Source organism: Pseudomonas sp. WS 5146 (assembly GCF_012985495.1).
Lineage (GTDB): Bacteria > Pseudomonadota > Gammaproteobacteria > Pseudomonadales > Pseudomonadaceae > Aquipseudomonas > Aquipseudomonas edaphica.
Window position 1 is genome coordinate 17,723 of record NZ_JAAQWL010000017.1, and the last position, 18,434, is coordinate 36,156.

Below are 18,434 nucleotides of genomic sequence, written 5' to 3' on the forward strand. Positions count from 1 at the left end.
GTTGCAGCGGGGCGTTGAATTACAGGAAGAAATCCATGCGGAAGTAGATCGGCGCTTCACGCTCCGTCACCACTCCAGGTCTTTCTAACGAGTGGGCAAACGTCACGCTGGTGCTGACGTATTTGCCCCGGGCGAACAGTTCCACGGAGTTGCTTGAAACGCGGCCGTGGTTGTCGCCGTTGTAACGGTCGTTGCGGATCACGCCCTGGTCGTAACCGAGGCTGGTGCCGTATTCGGCGAAGGCCGGGCGCAGCCATTCGAGGGTGACCGGGCGCGCCCAGCGCACTTCGTTGCGCCAGTAGCCGCCGCTGTCGCCGGACAGTTGCTGATCCTTGAAACCGCGCACCGACGACGAGCCGCCGAGGCTGATGCGCTGCGGCGAGAACAGCACGTCTTCACTGCGTTGCCCGGTGGCCAGGCTGGTGAAGCTGAACGACTCACCCCACAGGCGAAACGGCTGCAAATAGCTGACCGTGGCAGTGTATTTGCGGTAATCCGGGGTGGGCGTGAGGTTGCCGAACTGGTCGCGGTGCTGGTCGTCGCGCTGGGCGTCAAAGGCGCCGATGCCGTTCTGTACGCCGAGGTCGATGTTGACGAAGGCATTGCCGATGCGTCGGCCGTGGTTGATACCAAACTGCAACTCACTGAGGCGGTTGCTGCTGATTTCGAGCTGGGCGTCGTTGACGTAGTTGTTGGTGCGCAGGTGAGCCACACCCACGTTGACCGAGGTTTTGCTTACGTCATCGCGGTGAATCACGCGCTCTGCGCGCAGTTGGTGGTTCTGGCTGTCGCCCGACTGCTTGAACTTGAAGGTGTCGGTGTAACCCAGCGCGCGGTAATCGCTCTCGCTGTAGGTGTAGGTGAAGTTCCACCAGCCCCACGGCACGTTGTAATAGAGCAGGGTGTTTTTCGAGGTTTTCTGGTGGTCGCTGATGGCGTCGTGGCCGCCACGCAATACCAACTGGTCAGCCAGGCCCAGCGGGCTGTCCCACTCCAGGCCCGCGCCCCATTGCTGCTCGCCGGTGCTGCGTTGCCCGTCGTTGTTGCGCGACAGGCTGGCGCGCCAGGGCTTTTGCGGGGTGTTCTTGACCACCACGTCGCTGCCGCCCACTTGCTTGCCGGGCGTCAGCTCCATTTGCGCCTGTTTGGACGGCAACCGGTTGAGCTGGTCCACCAGTTGCTCGACCTCGCGCAGGTTCAGCGCCTCACCGACCTTGCCGGGAAACGCCATGGCCAGTTCACGCTCGGTGACGTTGCTGCCTTCGGCGCTGCGCACCGCTTCGAGTTTGCCTTCGACCACCAACACCTGCAGATGGCCACTGGAGAGGTCTTGTTGCGGCAAGTAGGCGCGGCTAGTGACGCGGCCTTTGGCGATGTAATAGTCGGTGATGACCTTGAGCAACTCATTGAGCTGCGAGACGCCCAGGCATTGGCCTACATAGGGTTTGAGCAGCAGCGTGCGGTCGCCGGCAGGCAGGCTGTCGGCGCCTTTGAGTTCGATGTCTTTGATCGGGAAGCAGCGGGTGTCGGCAGGCGTAGCCGGTGCCTGTGGCTTGGCTTCTTTGCCGGGCAGGTCCTGAAGCTCTTGCAGGCGCCGGCTTTGCTCTTCCAGCAGGCGGTTCTGCCGATCGCGGATCAGGTCTTGATCCCCTGGCGTAGGGGCGGCGATGGCCGTATTCAGGCTCAGGCAGGTGAGCATGAAAGTGCACAGCAAGTACCGAGTCCGTGGCGATAAAAAAGACATGTTCGATCCATCGAAAATCAAGGGGCGGCAAACTACCATCGAACTAGCGCTGGCCCAAGAAACCGGGACAGTTGCACATTCGTGCTTATTACATCCGCAACACATTGATTGTTAACAATAAAGAGTTATCACAAAGAGATAATGGCGGCCGTTAGAAGTTTTATTCCGACCAGCGGCAACTCTTTTGATATTAATTCGGCAAACAATTTAGCAAATGCCATTATTTAGCCATCAACTACTTGCCGAGTTAGGTTAGTGCAGGGAAATAGCGAAAAGTTCGCGGTGTTTTTGTGAATTGGATCCCATTTATCGGAATTCCAAGCGACGCAGATGGAATGTGGGAGCTGGCTTGCCTGCGATGGCGGCGTGTCAGGTATTGATTGGTTGCTGGCCCACCGCTATCGCAGGCAAGCCAGCTCCCACAGGGGTCTTTGGTGTCTTTCGGAATTTCTAGCCGGCGTCTTTGCCTTTTTCCGCGCCGGGCACCAGGGTCAGGCCGGGGCGCTCCACGTCGCGGGAGACGTGGGACTTCACATCCTCGACACCGCCGTCTTCGTCGTTGTGGATCACCAGCACGCCCGGCTTGCGAAACTGCTCCAGGTGGCCGTCGCCCAAATTGAAACTCTCACTCAGGTTTTTGTCGCTCAGCGCATTGGCTTCGGCGCGGCGCTGGGCGAACTTGCGCCCACGGCGTTGCTGATAGCGCGCCCAACTGATCAGGATCACCGCGTTGAACAAGGCGATCCACAGGTAGATCTGCAAGGTGTTGAGCGCGGCGAAAATCGGCGCCTCAATACGTGGGCCGCCGTGGGTTTCCAGCATGGCGCCGATACCACGTGCGAGCAGCCAGATCAGGCCGCCCCACGCCAGCAGCGTCAGCAGCACGTCGATGATCCACATCACGGTGTTTTGGCGAGTTCTGACCAGCTTCATGGTCACGCCTCCTCTTCACTGGGTTTGATGCCGCGGTCCGGGCTGACCCAGCGCGCGCGTTTCTGGTGCTGGTTGAACAGCACCTTGGGAAAGCTGACCAGGGTGGTGAGCAGGCTGACCAGCCAGAACACCATCGGGTACCACACGGTCCAGAACAGGGTTTTCCACAGGTCCTTTTCATAGCGCCGGTCGATCAGGATACTCACCGCGAACTGCAGCAGGCACACCATCGCCAGCACCAGCCCGGTAAAGGCCGGTGGCACCAGGGAATCCACGGCAATCGCCTGCGGCAGTACCACGAACTTGCCCACGCCCCAGAAGATCACCGAGAGCAGGAAGGTGAAGGCCCAGCCGGTGGACAGGCAGTACTCGAACAGCAGTGGCCACAGGTAGCGATGGCGCCATTGCCAGATGCCTCGGATGTTCTTGAACAGCACCTCGGCGCCGCCCTGGGCCCAACGCAGGCGCTGTTTCCACAGGCCGCCTACGGTTTCGGGCATGAGGATCCAGCACAGGGCACGGGGCTCGTAGAAGATCGCCCAGTGGTCCAGTTGCAGCTTCCAACTCACGTCGATGTCTTCGGTGATCATGTCGGTGGACCAGTAGTCGATGCGGTCCAGCGCCTTCTTGCGAAACGCCACCACCACACCCGACACCGTGAAGATCCGCCCGAACACGCGCTGGGTGCGCTTGATCAAGCCGATAATCGAGGAGAACTCGCCCACCTGCACCCGGCCGATCAAGGTTGAACGCGTGCGGATGCGTGGGTTGCCGGTCACGGCGCCCAGGCGCGGGTTGTCGAGCATCGGCGCGACCATGTAGGCCGCTGCGTTTTTGTCGAGCAAGGCATCGCCGTCGATGCACACCAGGTACTCACTGCGCGCCGCCACGGCGCCCATGCGCAAGGCCACGGCCTTGCCCTGGTTTTGCGCCAGGTGCAGCACACGCAGGCGTGGGTGTTGCAAGGCCAGGGCGTCGAGCACGGCAGCGGTGTTGTCTTTGGAACCGTCGTTGACGGCGATGACTTCGATATTCGGGTACAGCTGGTTCAGGGCCGCATGAATGGTGTCGGCGGCGTTATCGCCCTCGTTGTAGCAAGGGATGATGATCGAGATCAGCTGGTTGCCGGCCAGGGTCGGCGCCGGCGTGTCTTCCTTCCACGGCCAATGCCGCTCCCAGTGCAGCCAGAAGTACAGCCCGCCGGCGATCCAGAGCGCCGACATGAACAGCGGGTAGAAAAACACGAAGTCCATCAGGAACTGCCCGGTGACCAGGAAGATCAGGCCCAGGGGCACACCCAACACCAACGCCAACACGAATAAAGCCAGGATTCTGTCGAACATGATCAAGGGTTCCACTGGTTGGAAAGGGCCGGACGAACTGTCTTCAGGTCCGGCGAATTTTCCAGGAAGTTATCCGGGTAGTAGCCAAAGCTCTTGACCCCCTGGCGTTTGAGCACGCCCATCCATTCGGCCATCTGCGCGCCCTTGATATCCGGCGCTTCTTTGGTCCGCCAGTCTTTGGCTTGCAGCTCGAACACGGTTTTTTCCAGCGCGCCGGGGCGCGCCTTGACCGTGGCGACGAGTTTTTCCAGCCAGGCGTTGGAGGTTTTCAGCTCCTGGCCTTCCATCAATGGCATGGCCATGGGCGCAGTCCAGTCGTAGGCCTGGAGGAAGTCGTCGAGGTTCTGCGCGAACCAGGCTTCGCTGGCCGGGTTGAGCATCGGCTCGGCAAAGATATTGCGTGCGGTCGCCACTTGTGGACCACCGATGGCGCGAACCTTGGCGGTCAGCTCGTTGGTGAAGTCGATCAGGTAGCGGCTCTTGAAGCGCGTCCAGCGTTGCATCACTGCAGGGTCTGCACGCAGCGCGGCAATGCTGCCCGGCAGGCCGTTGGCAGCATAAGCCTTGAGCGCAGCGGGGCTGGCGTCTTCGAAGTCGGAAAGCACGGCGTCGTCGTGGTACAGCACACCGTCGATGGCATTGTTGCGCGCCAGGTCTTCATAGATCTCGCCGATGATCTTGCGCACCTGCGGGTCGAACGGCGACAAGCGTTTGTATTGGTCCGGGTCGGTGCCGACCTGGCCGGTTTGCGGGTCCCAGCGGGTCACACGCGGCAGCTTGGGGTCGAGGGCGAAACTCAGCACCGGCATCCAGGCATACACAGCCGCGTGGGCACGGGTGTGCAACTGCCAGGAGACGCGGTTGAACAGGTCGGCGCGCACCGGCAAGTGGCGGTTAGGGAAGTACAGCGAATGCACCAGGCCGTCGCCTTTGGGGTCGGCGAAGGCTTGCAGGAATACAGTGCCCGCGCCCATGTCCACCACACGTTGTACAAGCTGGTCGAGGTTGCGCGCTTGTTGGGCCGGGTCGGGGTCGTAGACGTTGTCGAGGTCCACGTGCAGCACCCGCAGCGGTGCCTGGGTTTGCACGGCCACCATGCTATTGGCGAAATGCTCGCCGTCCGGGTCCGAAGCCACCAGGAAGCGCGGGCTGTTCATCAGGTTGCCGAGGCTGTCGAGGCCGTCTTCCAGGGTCAGCGCCATCTGGTAGCCCTGCTCGCCGACAATCGCCAGCGAGGTGCCTTTGGCGGCGCCGTAAGGCCACACCCACACCCGAGGCGCCTTGCCGGTCACGCTGCGGATCTTGTTAGTGATCGCCGCGACATCAGCCCGCATGCGCGCATCGAATTTGGCTTGGTCTTCATAACGCCCGGTGGCCGGGTCAAAGCGCAGGCTGGTCGCCGCCGGCTCCAGGTTGCCCTGGGGGTTGGCCAAAATCCCTTTGTGGTTGTTGTCGGTGTGTGCGGCGATTTCCACCAGGCCCGACTGCGACACTTCACGAATCTGCTGCCAGGTGAGGAATTCCCCACGCGGGCGCGGCGAGCCGGCGAAGTCCACCGGTTGATTGAGCGGCGTATCGATCCAATACCCCACCGGCGCCAGCAAGGCTGGCCAGTGATAGGCACGCAGAATCGGCATCACGCGGGTGTAGAAGCTGGAATAGCCGTCATCGAAACTGAGCATGATGGCTTTGGGCGGCAACTCGGGGCCGCCGTTGCGTGCCGCCAGGATCTGGTCGACGCTGACCGCCTGGTAGCCGTTCTCGCGCAACCACGCCAGTTGTTCAATCAAACGCTCGGTGCGCACCGCCACCACCGCCTGGTCGGGGTCGCGATCCTCGACATCGTGGTAGGCAATGCCCAGGAAATGGTTTTTCGGCCACGGCGCTTCGTTGGCCAGTATCGGCCGCTCGGCGGGTGGAGTGAAAGGCGCGGGTTGCTGGGCACAGGCACTGGCCAGCATTACACCCAGGACCAACAAGCAACGGCAAAGGACGGTCATGGTCAGGCTCTTTTAGAAACGGTAAGTGAGGTCGACGAGCAAGCGCAGATCGCGTTCGCGATCACCGTCATAAGGTCGGCTGATCAGGCTCAGGTTGGCGCCCACGTCCAGTACATCGTTCCAGCGAAAACGTTGGCCATAGCCGATCAAACCGACGCCACCGGTGGAATAATCCCGTTGGCTGTACGTACCTGCACCGAGCTGGAACTGCTGACTCCACTGAGTCTCGTAGCGGTGATAGAGCACATGATTGACCGTGACCGTGGGCAACACGGTGAAGTCGGATTTGGGGTTGAAGTACACCGTGTCTTCTTTGGTGTTGTGGCTGGTGCCGACTTCCAGGCCCAGGTCTACCTGCACGCCGGGCGCGCTGTAGACGCCCTCGCGGCCAGTCAGTACGGCTTCGAAGCGGTTGTTGCCATCGCTGAAGTGGGACGGGCTCAGGGCCAGTTTCCACTCGCGGCTTTCATTCGCGCGCCAGCGAATAAAGCCACTGCCGCCGTTGGCGGTGACATCGGCATTCAACGCTCGCAGCGGCGTGGTAGTCAGCAGGTAGCCGAGGCTGCCGCCGTACTGCCAGTTGTCGTTGATGTCGCGGGCAATCGACACGGCCGCACCCTGCTTGGAGCCATAGCCGTAGGAGTGGTTGGACACTTCGGCTTCCAGGGTCATGTCGCGGGTGCGACGCTCCACACCGACGCGCTGCCAACGGTGTTGGCCGGTGCCTTCACTGAAATCGGCGGTGGCGTAGCCGGCACCGGCGAACAGGCGCCAGTCTTCATCGATAGGCGGCGTGTAGAGCACGCTTTCGATGCCCCAGTCACGGCTGCCGGCCACTGCGCCGGCGTTGTTGTTATTGCCGCCGCCGTAGCTTTTTCCGGTGTAGGCCTCCACGCGCAGCTCGGCCATGTCGTGTACATCCCGCAGACGGCTCAGGCGCTGCACTTGGCGGCTGTCCGGGTTGCGGGCCAGCACGTCATCGGTGAGCACGTCCATTTGCCGCCATTCCTGCAGGTCCATGGCAGTGTAGGCCTGGCTGACTTCCAGGCCGATATCCCGCGGGGTCTGGGCTTCGGTTTCCTTGAGGATGCCCTCGGCGCGGCGTGGCAGGTCGCGGGCGCGGTACATGTCGGCCTGGGCCAGGCGCAAGCCGACATTGCCGGGAGCTTTGGCCACCAACGCGTCCAGGCCGGCTTCGCTGCCCGGCAGGTCACCGCCGTAGACGCCGGCCTGGGCCGACAGCTGTTGCGCGTCCATCCAGGCGTCGTTGGGGTTACCAATGGGCAAGCCCTTGAGTTCGACTCGAGGTTTCTGGCTGGTGGCGAGGCTGTTGGCGACTTCGCGCGCGTCGGCGCCTTTGTCGCTTTCCTGCAAGGTGTAGAACAAGGCCGTGGTGTCTTCGACCCGATCATCGGGTTCGGCATCGGCAGCGCTGATCACCTCGCGGTACAACGGCTCGGCTTTTTCCGGCAAGCGCTGGTCGAGGTAAGACGCGGCGACCCAACGCAGGGCATAGGTCGGCAATTGCACGCCTTCGCCCTTGAGGGTTTCGTAGTCGCGGATCACATCGGCGGTGCGTGCCCGCGCCTTGAGGGCACCCAGGCGGTCGATGCGCCAGCGCACCACATCATCATGGGCACTTGGGTCCGGGGTCCAGCGCGCGAGCAGTTTGTCGTAGTCATTGAGGGCGCGGTCGGCAACCACGTAGCGTTCTTTTTCGGTGCGGGTGGCGAACTCGGCCATCCGCACGCGCTCGGCGGCGAGGTCACCTTCGAGGCGGCGCTGGGTCACCGCGTCGAGCAGGCCCGGATGTTTGGCCGACAGGCGCAGCGCCGGCTCCGGCAGGCGGGCCTTTTGCAGGGCGACGATGTATTCGCGGACCACTTCAGGCTTGTCACCGGCGCGAGTAAAGGCTTGGTCGAACTCGAACAAGGCGTCGTAGTTCAAGCCTGCGCGGGTCAGCGCATAACCCAGGGCCATGCGGCGGTTGGGGTCATTGGGTTGCGCCGCCACCAGTGCGCGCAAGCGCTGCACGGCCGTCGTGGCCTGGCCGCCGTCGGCCTGGGTCAGCGCCTGGCCCAGCTGCAGGTCGACATTGCCCGGTTCACGCACCAGCGCTTGCTGGTAAACCGCCAGAGCCTGCGGCCACTGCTTTTGGTTGCGATAAGTGCGCGCCACCGTGGCCAGCGCCTGGGTGGTGAGGTTGCGATTTTTGCCTTGGGCCTCGTAGACCTTCAACACTTCGGCGTCTTGCCCTGCCCAACCGGCAATCACCAGATGATCGCTGATCTGGCCAGGTGTCTGGCGTTCAGGCGGCAGTTGGCGCAATTGGGTCAGCGCGGGAGTGAAGTTGCCGTTACGCGCCTGGATAATCAGCGCGTCATAGGCTGGGTCGGCGAAGGCAAGGCTGGGCGTCAGCAATTGGCTGCATAAGGCGGCCCCAACGAGCAGGCGCAACCGGCCTGAAGCACTGGTGGGTAGTGTTCGCAGCATATCGTGAGCTTCCTTACACACGGAAAGCTATAACGATAGGTGGTCCTGAGCAAAACGCATCAGGGTGCCGGCGTCTCGTGACCCGGCCTAGCTTTCCTGTAGGAACTATCTCTTAGGAAAGTAGGGAAATGCCCAAATCAGAACAATTGTTCAGAATTATCCAACCGCAGAAAAACCAATGGAGGCCAAGGCTTGCCTGAGCTAAGCAGCCACAGCCGGCCTGTATGCCGGTTGTTTGACTGCCGCTTCAGGTAAACCCACGCCTCCAATATTTATTTCTTACCGATGTAAGAAATCTTACTGCGCGCCGCTGACCGCACCCGCTTTGGCCATCACAAAGCCAATGAATTGCTCCACGGTCATCTTCTGGCCATTAAACGTCACTTCGTTGTTGGCGTAGTGCAGCTTGGAAACCACGTCAGTACCCACCAGGGTTGCCAACTGAGTACCAACGGCCATGCCACTGACCATCTCGGCCGCCATCTGTGATTGCTGTTCGATGGCTTTAGGGTCGGTCACACCGCCCACTTCCGCTTGCAGGGCAGCGACGTCGCCGATCATCGGCTTGGACAGGGTCAGGTTGGCATCCAGCAGCGCGATAACCTGCTTGCCCAGCTCAACCGGTGGCAATTCCATCGAGGTGGGTTTGGTCAGGTCTACCACCAGGTTGAATTTGCTTTCACCGTGGGTGGTTTTCAGCGACAGGTTTTCCACTGCCACTTGCGGCTTGGCGGCCAGCACCTGGTTGACGTTGGCCTCGGCCAGGGTCTGCTCGGCTTCGGTCAGTTGCAGCTCAGGCACCGGTTGGCCGGCAGCCGCGGCGGCTTGCACCGGCTGCATCTTGTCCTGGTAGAGCTTGGTCAGCACCAGCATCGCCGGGATGTCGATGTTCTTCATGCTCAGGGCCATGGCGGCCGAACCTACAGGTTTACCCTGGTAGCCGATTTCGTCGATCTTGTAGTCAACGCGGCCTGCCAGGTTGTTGTCCTTGGTTTCGCTGGTGTCTTTTTGCTCGAAGCCCTTGAGGGTCAGCACGGCTTTCTGCGGGCCGAAGGTGACTTTTGTGTCGGTCAGCTCAACGGTGTTTTGCCCGGTGTAGAAACCGAAGGTGGATTTTTCCAGGTTGCTGGCCACGGTCAGGCCGGACAGTTCGGCTTCAAGCGGCTGGCCATTGGCGTCGATCACTGCAACCTTGAGGCTGTTCATGTAGCCGCTGGCCTTGACCTTCTGGCCTTCGGCGCTGCTGTCGAAGTCCAGGTTGGCGCCCGAGAAGCTCACCGAAGACTTGTCGTCCTTGATGTCCAGCGGCAGCAATTCGACGTTGCCGTCGACCGAGCGGTTGTAGCCGATATTGGCCACGCCCTTGAGCGGCGACACGTCTTTGCTGGCGGCGAACCATTTTTCGGTGGTGGCGTTCTTTTCCAGCGCATAGTGACTGGTGGCCATGACCGGCAGCCACTTCAGCGTCACCAGGCGCGAGAACGGCAGCGGGCCGTGTTCGATATGGTCGACGAACAGCAGTTCAGGGTTCGGGTTTTCTTCACCGAACACGCTGCCTTGGCCTTTGAGGCGGTAGTGCGCGGTGCTGCTGAACAGGCCACGATCCAGGGACACCAGCTCCAGGTTCACCGTGCCATCGACGCCGGCCATAGAGGTCTGCAGTTCTTTGTTGGCGTTCTGGATGGCGGTTTGCAGCACCGGCTCCAGTTGCTTACCGGTGTACCAGGCGCCGCCTGCACTAATGGCGCCGACGGCGACAACGAAACCCAAGAAAACAACTGCTGGCTTATTCATGAAGTGACCTGATCAAATCCTGTGAGAAGTGGGCTGTCTTCCTTGAACCCCGAAGGGGTTGGCTCAAGCCCGCCGAAAACGGGGGAAGATTAGCACTGGCGGCCGATAACGGCCCAGCTTTTCAGAGAGGTCAGGTCAGCGGTTGGTTCACGAGTATTCCAATTCAACCTCATCGAGTTGGTGATCGAAACTCTTCAAGCGTGCGGTCCAGGTGTACACCAACACCTCAAACTCGCGGTGTATCACTGTGTTGCTGGGGGTATCGGCCTTGGGGTCGCAGAAGTCCAGCTGGTAGCGTTCCCGCGCCATTTGCGTGGCCACGTCGGACAATTCCCGGGCGTTATTGAGCCAATGCCTACCGTCGGCGACCTGCTGGTCGAGCAGCACACATTGTTTTTTCAGGGCCTCGAGGCTTTTTTCCAGCGGCGTGCCGGTGAGCTCGCCCATGACTTCCTGGAAAGTACGCCCGGGCTGCCAGTAGCTGCCCCAGAAATAGCGGTCGAACACAGTTTCGACGCGGCGCAGAGCAACCTTGGTGTCCCAGATCGCCACGCGGGTCTTGCCTTGTTGAAGCAGCTTTTTCTTCACCCGTTGATTTTGATAGGACGCCCAGGCCACCACGCCGATGGACAACGTGCCGATCACCAGACAGGCGCTATCGAGAAACACCATGGCCTTGTCGAGTTGGTGGGCAAGCATGACGCCGTAGAAATAGGCAGCCGATAGCAACACCAGTGCGAAAAGCACGCACCAGAAAGCGGGAGCATAAGGGTTTTTCATTATTGGAATCCCCATGAGCAAACGCGAACTTTGTCAGACGGGCCTCACGGTGGCCCGCCTGTCAAAGCATAGCTTTTCGCTCAGGGTTTGCCGGGTTGTGACGCCTGCGTTCGTCCGCTTTCCCAACCGCCGCCCAAGGCCAGGAACAGATCGATCTGGCTCATGGCAACTTGCGTGTTGGCCGCTGCCAGCTGTGCACGTACATCGGTGTAGGTGCGAGTGGCCTGCAGGTCGGCCAGGAACGAGGCACGGCCGGCCTGGAAGAAGCGGTGCGTCTGCTCCGAGGCTTCCTTGGCGGACGCACCGGCGTCGGCCAGGGCGTCGCGGCGTTGCAGTTGCGCGGTGTATTGCGCAAGGCCGGTCTGGGTTTCGCGGATAGCATTGAGCACCACACCATCAAAGTGCGCCAGGGCGCCCTGGGTCGCGGCTTCGGCTTCGTGGATACGTGCGCGGGCACCGTTGGTCGGCACTGTCCAACTGATCAGCGGGCCAAAGCCCCAGCGATTGGTCGCTGGCGTGCCGAGGTCGTCAAGAATGCCGACCGTGCCCACCGTGGCGCCGATGCTGATGTCCGGGTACAACGCACCGGTGGCCACGCCGATACGGGCGGTGGCAGCCGCCAGTTGGCGTTCGGCCTGGCGCACGTCGGGGCGGCGCTTGAGCAGTGCTGCGCCGTCGCCCACGGGCAGCAATTGGGCGATATGCGGCAGCTCGGCGCAGGTGCCGGTGCCTGCGGGCAGTTGGTCCACCGGTTTGGCCAGCAGCATCGACAAGCGGAACAAACCCGCCTGACGCGATGCTTGATAGCGCGGGATCTCGGCGCGCAAGGATTTGTATTGGGTCTGCGAGCGGGTCACCTGGGTTTCGTCACCGCGCCCGGCGTCGCGCAGGCGCTGGGTGAGCTTGGTGCTCTGGCCTTGCAGGTCGAGCGACTCATTGGCAATCGCCAGCTCTTCATTGGCCGCGCACACCTGGGTGTAGGAGCGCACCACATCTGCCACCAGGGTGATGCGCGCAATATCGGCGGCGGCCTGGGCCGCGTCGGTGCTGGCCTGGGCACTCTCGATGCCACGCTGCAAGGTGCCGAACAGGTCAAACTGGTAGGACGTGCTGATGCTGGCGCTGCCGATGTTGGCCACCGGGACTTTTTCCGTCAGCAAAAACGCTTCGCCCGATTCCTGCAGGCGCTGGGCTTCCGCCTTGGCGCCAGCACTCCAACCGCCTGCGGATTCAGCCTCTTGGGTCTGGAAACGCGCGCGTTGCAGGTTGGCGGCAGCCACGCGCAAATCGGTGTTGGAGGCCATGGCCTGGCGCACCAGCTCATCCAGGCGCGGGTCGTTGTACAGCTTCCACCAATCGGCCGGCACCGGCGCCGACACCACGTTGTTGCCCTCGCCCGCGAGCTGCCCTTGCAGGTCGCCACGGTTGATGGCGGACGTGTCCGGCAGCTTGTAATCCGGGCCTACCACTTGGCAGGCCGACAGCAGCAAACCCAGCGCAGCGGTTGCCAGCAGCTGCTTCATGGTTTTTCTCCGTCTTTGACCTTATCGCCGATGATCGACACCGTGGCCGTGCGTCCGGCGATCATACGAAAGTCCGCCGGCACATCATCAAAGGCAATACGCACCGGAATCCGCTGGGCCAGGCGCACCCAGCTGAACGCCGGGTTGACGTTAGGCAGCAGGTTGGAGCCGCTGGTGCGGTCGCGGTCTTCGATACCGGCGACGATGCTCTGCACATGGCCACGCAGACGGGCGTTGTCGCCGATCACGCGGATATCCACGGCCATGCCGACGTGGATACCGTCGAGCTTGGTCTCTTCGAAATAACCGTCGATGTGGAAGGAGTTGCTGTCCACCACCGACAGCACCGGGCGCCCGGCGGTGACGAATTCCTGGTTGCGCGGTGCACGGTCGTTGACGTAACCGTCCACGGGGCTGCGGATCACCGAGCGGTCAAGGTTGAGCTGGGCGGCGTCCACGGCCACTTGCGCCTCGGCCAGGGCCGATTGGGCACGGGCCACGCGCGACTGGCTTTCTTCCAGTTGTTCGCTCGGCACCAGGTTGCCCAAACCACGGTTGCGCTTGTACTCGCGGTTGGCCTGGGCCAGGGTTTCCTGGCGGTCGGCCACGGCGGCCTGGGCTTGACGCAGCGCCAGCTTAAAGCGGTCCTGGTCGACGGCGAACAGCACCTGGCCCTTGGTCACCAACTGGTTGTCGCGCACGTCGACTTGCTGGATCAGCCCGGACACGTCCGGGGCGATCTGCACGATGTCGGCACGGATATGCCCGTCACGGGTCCAGGGCGCAAACATGTAGTACATGACCATGCGCCACACAACGACGACAGCGAAGGTCACTATCAATAACGTCAGGACGACACGGCCGATGGTCAAAAAAGGTTTTTTCATGTCATGAGGTATCGACTGAGTGAGTCCACGGCGCCCAGTAACAGCGCGTAGAGCCCCACATTGAACAATGCCCGGTGCCAGACCAGGCGATAGAAGTGAATGCGCGTCAACAACCCGTGCACCACCAGAAACAACACATACGTAATGCCCATCAGCACCAGCAGCGTGGGCAGGAACACCCCGCTGATATCCAGATCACCGATCATAAAGGCGCTCCATCAGGCAGCGGCGCTTGCATTTCGGTGCCGCCAATAAATTCCACGCCGGGCAGCAACGACAGGCGCAGGCCGGCCAGTGCGTGCAGCAGATGCAGGCGGGTGTCATCTTCGTCTTGCAGGCCTTGCCCGTTGAGGGCGCGGCGCGTGCGGTCGAGGGTCATCAGCAGACCGCTGGGCGCGGGCAAGCGTTCACCGGCTTTAAGGCAGGCCTTGAAGTAACCGCCCACGCCTTCCACCACTTGGTTGAGCAGCACCCGTGGCACGCCGTAGATGCGTGGCGCGTAGGCCAACAGGTCAAGCAGGTTCAGCGCCACGCGCAAATCGCGCAGGGCGCTGCCGGTGTCCTGGCCGATCAGGCCCAGGCGCGGCAGGTGCTGCATCAGGCGGTCGAGCATTTGAACAGCCATGTGGCGGTGTTCGGCCAGGGTTGCAGGCTCGGTGAGCGTTACGATGTCGCGCCAGCTGAAACGCGTCAGGCGCTTGGCCGCCAGTTCGGCGCCGAACGGCCGTGCGACCAGCGTCCACACAAAGGCGAACAGCAAGCCCACCGGCCCGGCCAGGTTGACGTTGGCGAAGTTGAGGAAGTCCGCGTCGTAGGCGCCCTGGATGCTGATAAACGAGGAGGTGTTCACCAGCGTCAGCAGCATGCCCAGGTAAAAACGCGGCTGCACCGTGAGCGTGCCGATGCAGATAAACGGCACCGCAAACGCCAACACCAGCATGGGGAAATCATGCAGGTTGGGCAGCACCAGAAACAGGTAAAGGCTGGCGAACAATACCGACATGGCGGTCCAGAAAAAGAACCGGTAGATCTGCGGCGCCGGGTCGTCCATCGAGGCAAAAAAGCTGCAGGCCACGGCAGCCAGAATCACTGCGCTGCCGCCGTCGGTCCAGCCCAGGAGAATCCACAGCACCGAGGCGACAATGATCGCGGTAACGGTGGAAAACGCCGAGTAGAACATCAGGCCACGGTCGAGGAACGGCGTGAGCCGGCCCAGGCGCCAATGGCGGTAGACGGCGCGCCAGGTGTCCTGGCTTTCGCACTGGATGGCGGCCTGCAGGCTGCGGCAGTCTTGCCACAGGTCGACCCATTCGCCGAGGCGATACAGGGCGTTGGAGAACAGCAGCGTGTGGCGGTCGTCCAGTGCTTCGCCCTGTGGCTGCGCGGCGTCGATCTTGTCGCGCAACACGCGCCAGCGTTCCAGCGGTGCTTGCTCGGTGGTGCTCTCCAGCCAGGCGTTGGCGTCTTGCAGCAACGGCGTGAACCGGTCGAGAAACTCGGGGGCGCGGTGTTCGATCGCGTAGACCGCATCGTCCAGCGCGTCGATCACCGGCAGCAGGTGAATCATGCGCCCGCGCAGTTCCTTGGTGTTGCGCACCGTCTGTGGCCGAGCGCCTTCGTGGGGCAACTGGCCGATCATCAGTTCCAGGGTGTTGAAGGTGGCGACCATGCCGCCGCGCAAGGTGCTGATTTCTTCGGGCGCAACGTTACGGATCAGAAAGCGCTGGCTATAGACCTGGGCATCGGCAAACCACTTGGCCACCGAGCCATCAAACACTGGCATCAGGCGCCGCGGCCAGAACATTGCGCCTACTACGGCGGCCACAGCAATGCCGAGGAAAATCTCTTCGGTACGCGCCTCGGCCACATCCCACACCGCCAGCGGGTTATCCACTACCGGCAAGGCGATCAGCGGCAAGGTGTAGCCGGCCAACATCAGCGCGTAGCTGTTGGCGGTACGCAGGTGCAAAGACAAAAACAACAAGGTGCCGGTCCACAGCGCAATGATCACCACCAGCAGGTACGGCGTCTGAATAAACATCGGCACAAAAAACACCGCCGCCGCCGCGCCCATGAAGGTGCCGATGGCGCGGTACAACGCTTTGGAGCTGGTAGGGCCGACAAACGGGCTGGAGACGATATACACCGTGGCCATCGCCCAATACGGACGCGGCATTTGCATAAGCATGGCGATGTACAGGGCGATCATCGAAGCGGCGAAGGTGCGCACGCCGTAGAACCAGTCGCGGGCCGGCGGCATGCCGGTAAAAAATCCGTTCAAGAGGTCGCCTCAGCCGCCTCGAAGGCCTGCAGTACACGCAACGCCGCTTCAAGGTCACCGTGGGCGATGTCCGCCAGCACTTCCTGGCGCAGGCGCACCAGTTGCACTTCCACCGCCTGCACCAACTCGCGGCCGCGCTCGGTGAGGCTCAAGGCCTTGGCGCGACGGTCATGGACGTCTTCGGTACGGCACACGTAACCGTCATGGCACAGACGATCAAGCAGGCGCACCAACGACGGGCTTTCCATGCCGGATGCCTGGGCTACTTTCACCTGGTGCACACCGTCGCCCAAGCGGCCGATCATCAACAGCGGCACGGCGCAGGCTTCGGAAATACCATAGCTCACCAGCGTGGTCTGGCAGATTTTGCGCCAGTTACGGGCGCCCACCACCATGCTGCTGCTGAGGTTCATATGGAGCTGTTCGAGGGTTTGGGACACTGGATTGTTCGCATACAGTTAGTTTGCTAACTATCAATATGGTGGATGGATCCAAAGCCGTCAAGTTTTGAAACACTTTTGTGATGGATGGTGGGTTTGTGGGTAAGTAAAGCGCGTTTGAGCGAGAACGTTAGATTTGCGGCAGAACAAAACACTTGTGGGAGCTGGCTTGCCAGCTCCCACATTTAGTTCAGTGTTGTCTTCAGGCTGGCTGTTCGGCCTGAGCATCCAGGCGGCGCTGGATTTTGATCGTTCCCACGCTCTGCGTGGGAATGCAGCCCAGGACGCTCCGCGTCCGCTATTGAAGGGGTGACGCAGAGCGTCACAGGAGGCATTCCCACGCGGAGCGTGGGAACGATCGGCCCTTACACCCCGCGCCCTTCCCGCAGTAACAGATTCAGCTCATCCACCACTTCAGCCCAATCCGCATCGTCGAGAATTTCTTCGCGTAAAAACGCCTTCTGGCCGGGCGTCCAAAAGAACGCATCCGCGAGGTGTAACTCGGGCTTCAGCGGCGAATGCACCGCCACAAACCTCTCGATACTTACCGGGTCATGCGGCAGGCCGAGCTGTTTGAACAGTGACGGCAAGCTATGCACAGGCGATTCCATGGCAGGCTCCTTGGAAGGTGGTTTTCCTGAGTCTAGCCCACGCGCCCGCCAGGCTGACGGCGAGGGGAACTCGCCGTCAGTGCCGCTCGCTTACTTGACGACCGCGCGTGGCACCGGCGTGGTGATGTTGCCGGCAGCCCACGCCGACTCGCGGCTGGCCAGGGCGGTGGCGATGGCTTGTACGCGGTCCGAATCCAGTTGTTCGGGCAGTGGGTCGAGCCCGGCGCTGGCGAAGATCTGGCCGTAGGCGTTGCGCAGGTCGGCATAGGCCAGGTCGCGGCGCAGGTCGGCTTGCAGGGTGTTGAGTTCGCCCTGGATCAGGTCGAGTTCGCCCAGGCCGGCAGCTTCGTGGCGATTACGCAGTTGGGTGAGGATTTGCCCGTCGATGTTGGCCAACTGGTCGTTGGTCTTGAACTGGCGCACGGCGTCCTGGTAGTTGGCGTTGGCTACGTAGATTTGCGCCAATACGGCGATGGACATCGCCTGGCGCCGGGCGGTGGCGACTTCTTCACCGGCCTTGGCGACGTCGATGGCGGCGGGTGCGGAGATCACGTTGAACAGGTTCCAGGTGATCTTGGCGCCGTAATCGGCCCAGCGGTTGTCGGTGAGGAACGAGTTGCTGTCGTAATGCCCACCGGCCGAGAACTCCAGGCCAGGCAGCAGGCGCAGCATGGCTTTGCGGGTTTCGGCGGCGCTGATGCGGGTTTGGTAGTCCTGCTCGCGCAGTTCGGGGCGGTTGGCCAGGGCTTCCTGCTCCAGGCTTGCCAGGTTGACCTTCAGCTCAGGCACGCTGTAGTTATCCGGCGTCGCCAGCTTGAGGTCGGTGCCCATGGGCAGGTTGATCAAGGTGGCCAGTTCAGTCTTGGCCAGGGAAAGAGCGCGGCGCTGTTCCTGCAATTGGCGCGTGGCTTCGATCAGCGAGCGCTGGTAACCGAGGGCCTGCACCGGGTCGCCAATGCGCTGTTCGCTCATGCTCTGGCTGTTGCTCTGGGCTTGGTCGACGCGGGCCATCAAGCTGTCGATCTGGCCCAGCAACCGCTCGGCCGCCACGGCGCGCCAATACGCAGAGCGCACGTCCTGGACAATGGTGTTGATCACCTTGCGCCGGCGCTCCTGGATGATCAGGCGCTGGTCGCCTTGCTGCTTGGCGCTGATGTAGCTGACGCCGAAGTCGAGCACGTTCCACACCATGGTCAAATCGGCTACGCGACGGTCGCGGTCCTGGGAGGTCGAAGGTTCCAGGGACTGCGTGCCGGTGAGCACGCTCTGGCTGCTGGAGGCGTTGGTGTTGTTGCGCCCGGCATAGCCTGCCGACAACGCCATGCGCGGCAACATGTCAAAACTTGAGAGGTCCGATTGGCGTTTGGCTAGGGCCTCTTCCATCACTTTCAAACGGCCTTCGAGGTTGTATTTCACTGCACGGGCCATGGCCTGGTGCAGCGTCAACGGGCCACTCAACGGCTCCTGGTCCTTGTACATGCCTTGCAGATCGCTGCGGGCTCGCTGCTCGCTGACACTGCGTTCAATCGGCTCACTGGTGACCGCGCAACCGCTGATCGCCAGCGCCAGCAAGCTGGCGCCGAACAACTTATGACCTGTTTTCAT

Annotated in this window: 14 protein-coding genes; all 14 read right to left on the bottom strand. The window is 61.9% G+C overall.

Annotated elements, in window-relative coordinates:
* Positions 1 to 19: 19 nt before the first annotated feature.
* Positions 20 to 1,744, bottom strand: a complete 1,725-nt coding sequence (locus HBO41_RS28390; protein ID WP_169988634.1) for a ShlB/FhaC/HecB family hemolysin secretion/activation protein — start codon at positions 1,742 to 1,744, stop codon at positions 20 to 22.
* 450 nt (positions 1,745 to 2,194) lie between these two features.
* Positions 2,195 to 2,677 carry a poly-beta-1,6-N-acetyl-D-glucosamine biosynthesis protein PgaD gene (gene pgaD / locus HBO41_RS28395; protein WP_099549572.1) on the bottom strand — a complete coding sequence of 161 codons (483 nt, stop codon included), beginning with the start codon at positions 2,675 to 2,677 and terminating at the stop codon, positions 2,195 to 2,197.
* Between the two features lie 2 nt (positions 2,678 to 2,679).
* Positions 2,680 to 4,020: a poly-beta-1,6-N-acetyl-D-glucosamine synthase gene (pgaC, locus tag HBO41_RS28400; RefSeq protein ID WP_169988636.1), complete on the bottom strand. Its 1,341-nt coding sequence runs from the start codon at positions 4,018 to 4,020 to the stop codon at positions 2,680 to 2,682.
* A 2-nt stretch (positions 4,021 to 4,022) separates the two neighbouring features.
* Entirely contained in the window at positions 4,023 to 6,020 is a 1,998-nt protein-coding gene (gene pgaB, locus HBO41_RS28405; protein ID WP_138449396.1) for a poly-beta-1,6-N-acetyl-D-glucosamine N-deacetylase PgaB, read from the bottom strand.
* Positions 6,021 to 6,032: 12 nt separating this feature from the next.
* The gene (pgaA, locus tag HBO41_RS28410) at positions 6,033 to 8,513 is read right to left on the bottom strand and encodes a poly-beta-1,6 N-acetyl-D-glucosamine export porin PgaA (protein WP_169988638.1); all 2,481 of its coding nucleotides are present in this window, start codon (positions 8,511 to 8,513) and stop codon (positions 6,033 to 6,035) included.
* Between the two features lie 297 nt (positions 8,514 to 8,810).
* Positions 8,811 to 10,307 carry a YdgA family protein gene (locus tag HBO41_RS28415; RefSeq protein ID WP_017136594.1) on the bottom strand — a complete coding sequence of 499 codons (1,497 nt, stop codon included), beginning with the start codon at positions 10,305 to 10,307 and terminating at the stop codon, positions 8,811 to 8,813.
* Between the two features lie 147 nt (positions 10,308 to 10,454).
* Positions 10,455 to 11,087, bottom strand: a complete 633-nt coding sequence (locus HBO41_RS28420; RefSeq protein ID WP_026013660.1) for a hypothetical protein — start codon at positions 11,085 to 11,087, stop codon at positions 10,455 to 10,457.
* 80 nt (positions 11,088 to 11,167) lie between these two features.
* A complete protein-coding gene (locus HBO41_RS28425; RefSeq protein ID WP_099549575.1) occupies positions 11,168 to 12,610 on the bottom strand; it encodes an efflux transporter outer membrane subunit in 1,443 nt (480 codons plus the stop codon).
* A complete protein-coding gene (locus HBO41_RS28430) occupies positions 12,607 to 13,497 on the bottom strand; it encodes an efflux RND transporter periplasmic adaptor subunit (protein ID WP_017136597.1) in 891 nt (296 codons plus the stop codon). The genes HBO41_RS28425 and HBO41_RS28430 overlap by 4 nt, the downstream gene beginning before the upstream one ends.
* Positions 13,494 to 13,703, bottom strand: coding sequence for a DUF1656 domain-containing protein (locus HBO41_RS28435; protein ID WP_016969155.1), 210 nt, complete (start codon positions 13,701 to 13,703; stop codon positions 13,494 to 13,496). The genes HBO41_RS28430 and HBO41_RS28435 overlap by 4 nt, the downstream gene beginning before the upstream one ends.
* The gene (locus HBO41_RS28440; protein ID WP_169988640.1) at positions 13,700 to 15,778 is read right to left on the bottom strand and encodes an FUSC family protein; all 2,079 of its coding nucleotides are present in this window, start codon (positions 15,776 to 15,778) and stop codon (positions 13,700 to 13,702) included. Before HBO41_RS28440 ends, HBO41_RS28435 begins: the two co-directional genes overlap by 4 nt.
* Positions 15,775 to 16,191 carry a MarR family winged helix-turn-helix transcriptional regulator gene (locus HBO41_RS28445; protein ID WP_017136599.1) on the bottom strand — a complete coding sequence of 139 codons (417 nt, stop codon included), beginning with the start codon at positions 16,189 to 16,191 and terminating at the stop codon, positions 15,775 to 15,777. Before HBO41_RS28445 ends, HBO41_RS28440 begins: the two co-directional genes overlap by 4 nt.
* A 392-nt stretch (positions 16,192 to 16,583) precedes the next feature.
* Positions 16,584 to 16,829, bottom strand: a complete 246-nt coding sequence (locus HBO41_RS28450) for a DUF2789 domain-containing protein (RefSeq protein WP_017136600.1) — start codon at positions 16,827 to 16,829, stop codon at positions 16,584 to 16,586.
* A 90-nt stretch (positions 16,830 to 16,919) separates the two neighbouring features.
* Entirely contained in the window at positions 16,920 to 18,434 is a 1,515-nt protein-coding gene (locus HBO41_RS28455) for a TolC family protein (RefSeq protein ID WP_017136601.1), read from the bottom strand.

Bases quoted from the DNA above. Each gene is read 5' to 3' on its own strand.
- HBO41_RS28390 (WP_169988634.1), bottom strand. From the start codon at position 1,744: ATGTCTTTTTTATCGCCACGGACTCGGTACTTGCTGTGCACTTTCATG.
- pgaD (WP_099549572.1), bottom strand. From the start codon at position 2,677: ATGAAGCTGGTCAGAACTCGCCAAAACACCGTGATGTGGATCATCGAC.
- pgaC (WP_169988636.1), bottom strand. From the start codon at position 4,020: ATGTTCGACAGAATCCTGGCTTTATTCGTGTTGGCGTTGGTGTTGGGT.
- pgaB (WP_138449396.1), bottom strand. From the start codon at position 6,020: ATGACCGTCCTTTGCCGTTGCTTGTTGGTCCTGGGTGTAATGCTGGCC.
- pgaA (WP_169988638.1), bottom strand. From the start codon at position 8,513: ATGCTGCGAACACTACCCACCAGTGCTTCAGGCCGGTTGCGCCTGCTC.
- HBO41_RS28415 (WP_017136594.1), bottom strand. From the start codon at position 10,307: ATGAATAAGCCAGCAGTTGTTTTCTTGGGTTTCGTTGTCGCCGTCGGC.
- HBO41_RS28420 (WP_026013660.1), bottom strand. From the start codon at position 11,087: ATGAAAAACCCTTATGCTCCCGCTTTCTGGTGCGTGCTTTTCGCACTG.
- HBO41_RS28425 (WP_099549575.1), bottom strand. From the start codon at position 12,610: ATGAAGCAGCTGCTGGCAACCGCTGCGCTGGGTTTGCTGCTGTCGGCC.
- HBO41_RS28430 (WP_017136597.1), bottom strand. From the start codon at position 13,497: ATGAAAAAACCTTTTTTGACCATCGGCCGTGTCGTCCTGACGTTATTG.
- HBO41_RS28435 (WP_016969155.1), bottom strand. From the start codon at position 13,703: ATGATCGGTGATCTGGATATCAGCGGGGTGTTCCTGCCCACGCTGCTG.
- HBO41_RS28445 (WP_017136599.1), bottom strand. From the start codon at position 16,191: ATGAACCTCAGCAGCAGCATGGTGGTGGGCGCCCGTAACTGGCGCAAA.
- HBO41_RS28450 (WP_017136600.1), bottom strand. From the start codon at position 16,829: ATGGAATCGCCTGTGCATAGCTTGCCGTCACTGTTCAAACAGCTCGGC.
- HBO41_RS28455 (WP_017136601.1), bottom strand. From the start codon at position 18,434: ATGAAAACAGGTCATAAGTTGTTCGGCGCCAGCTTGCTGGCGCTGGCG.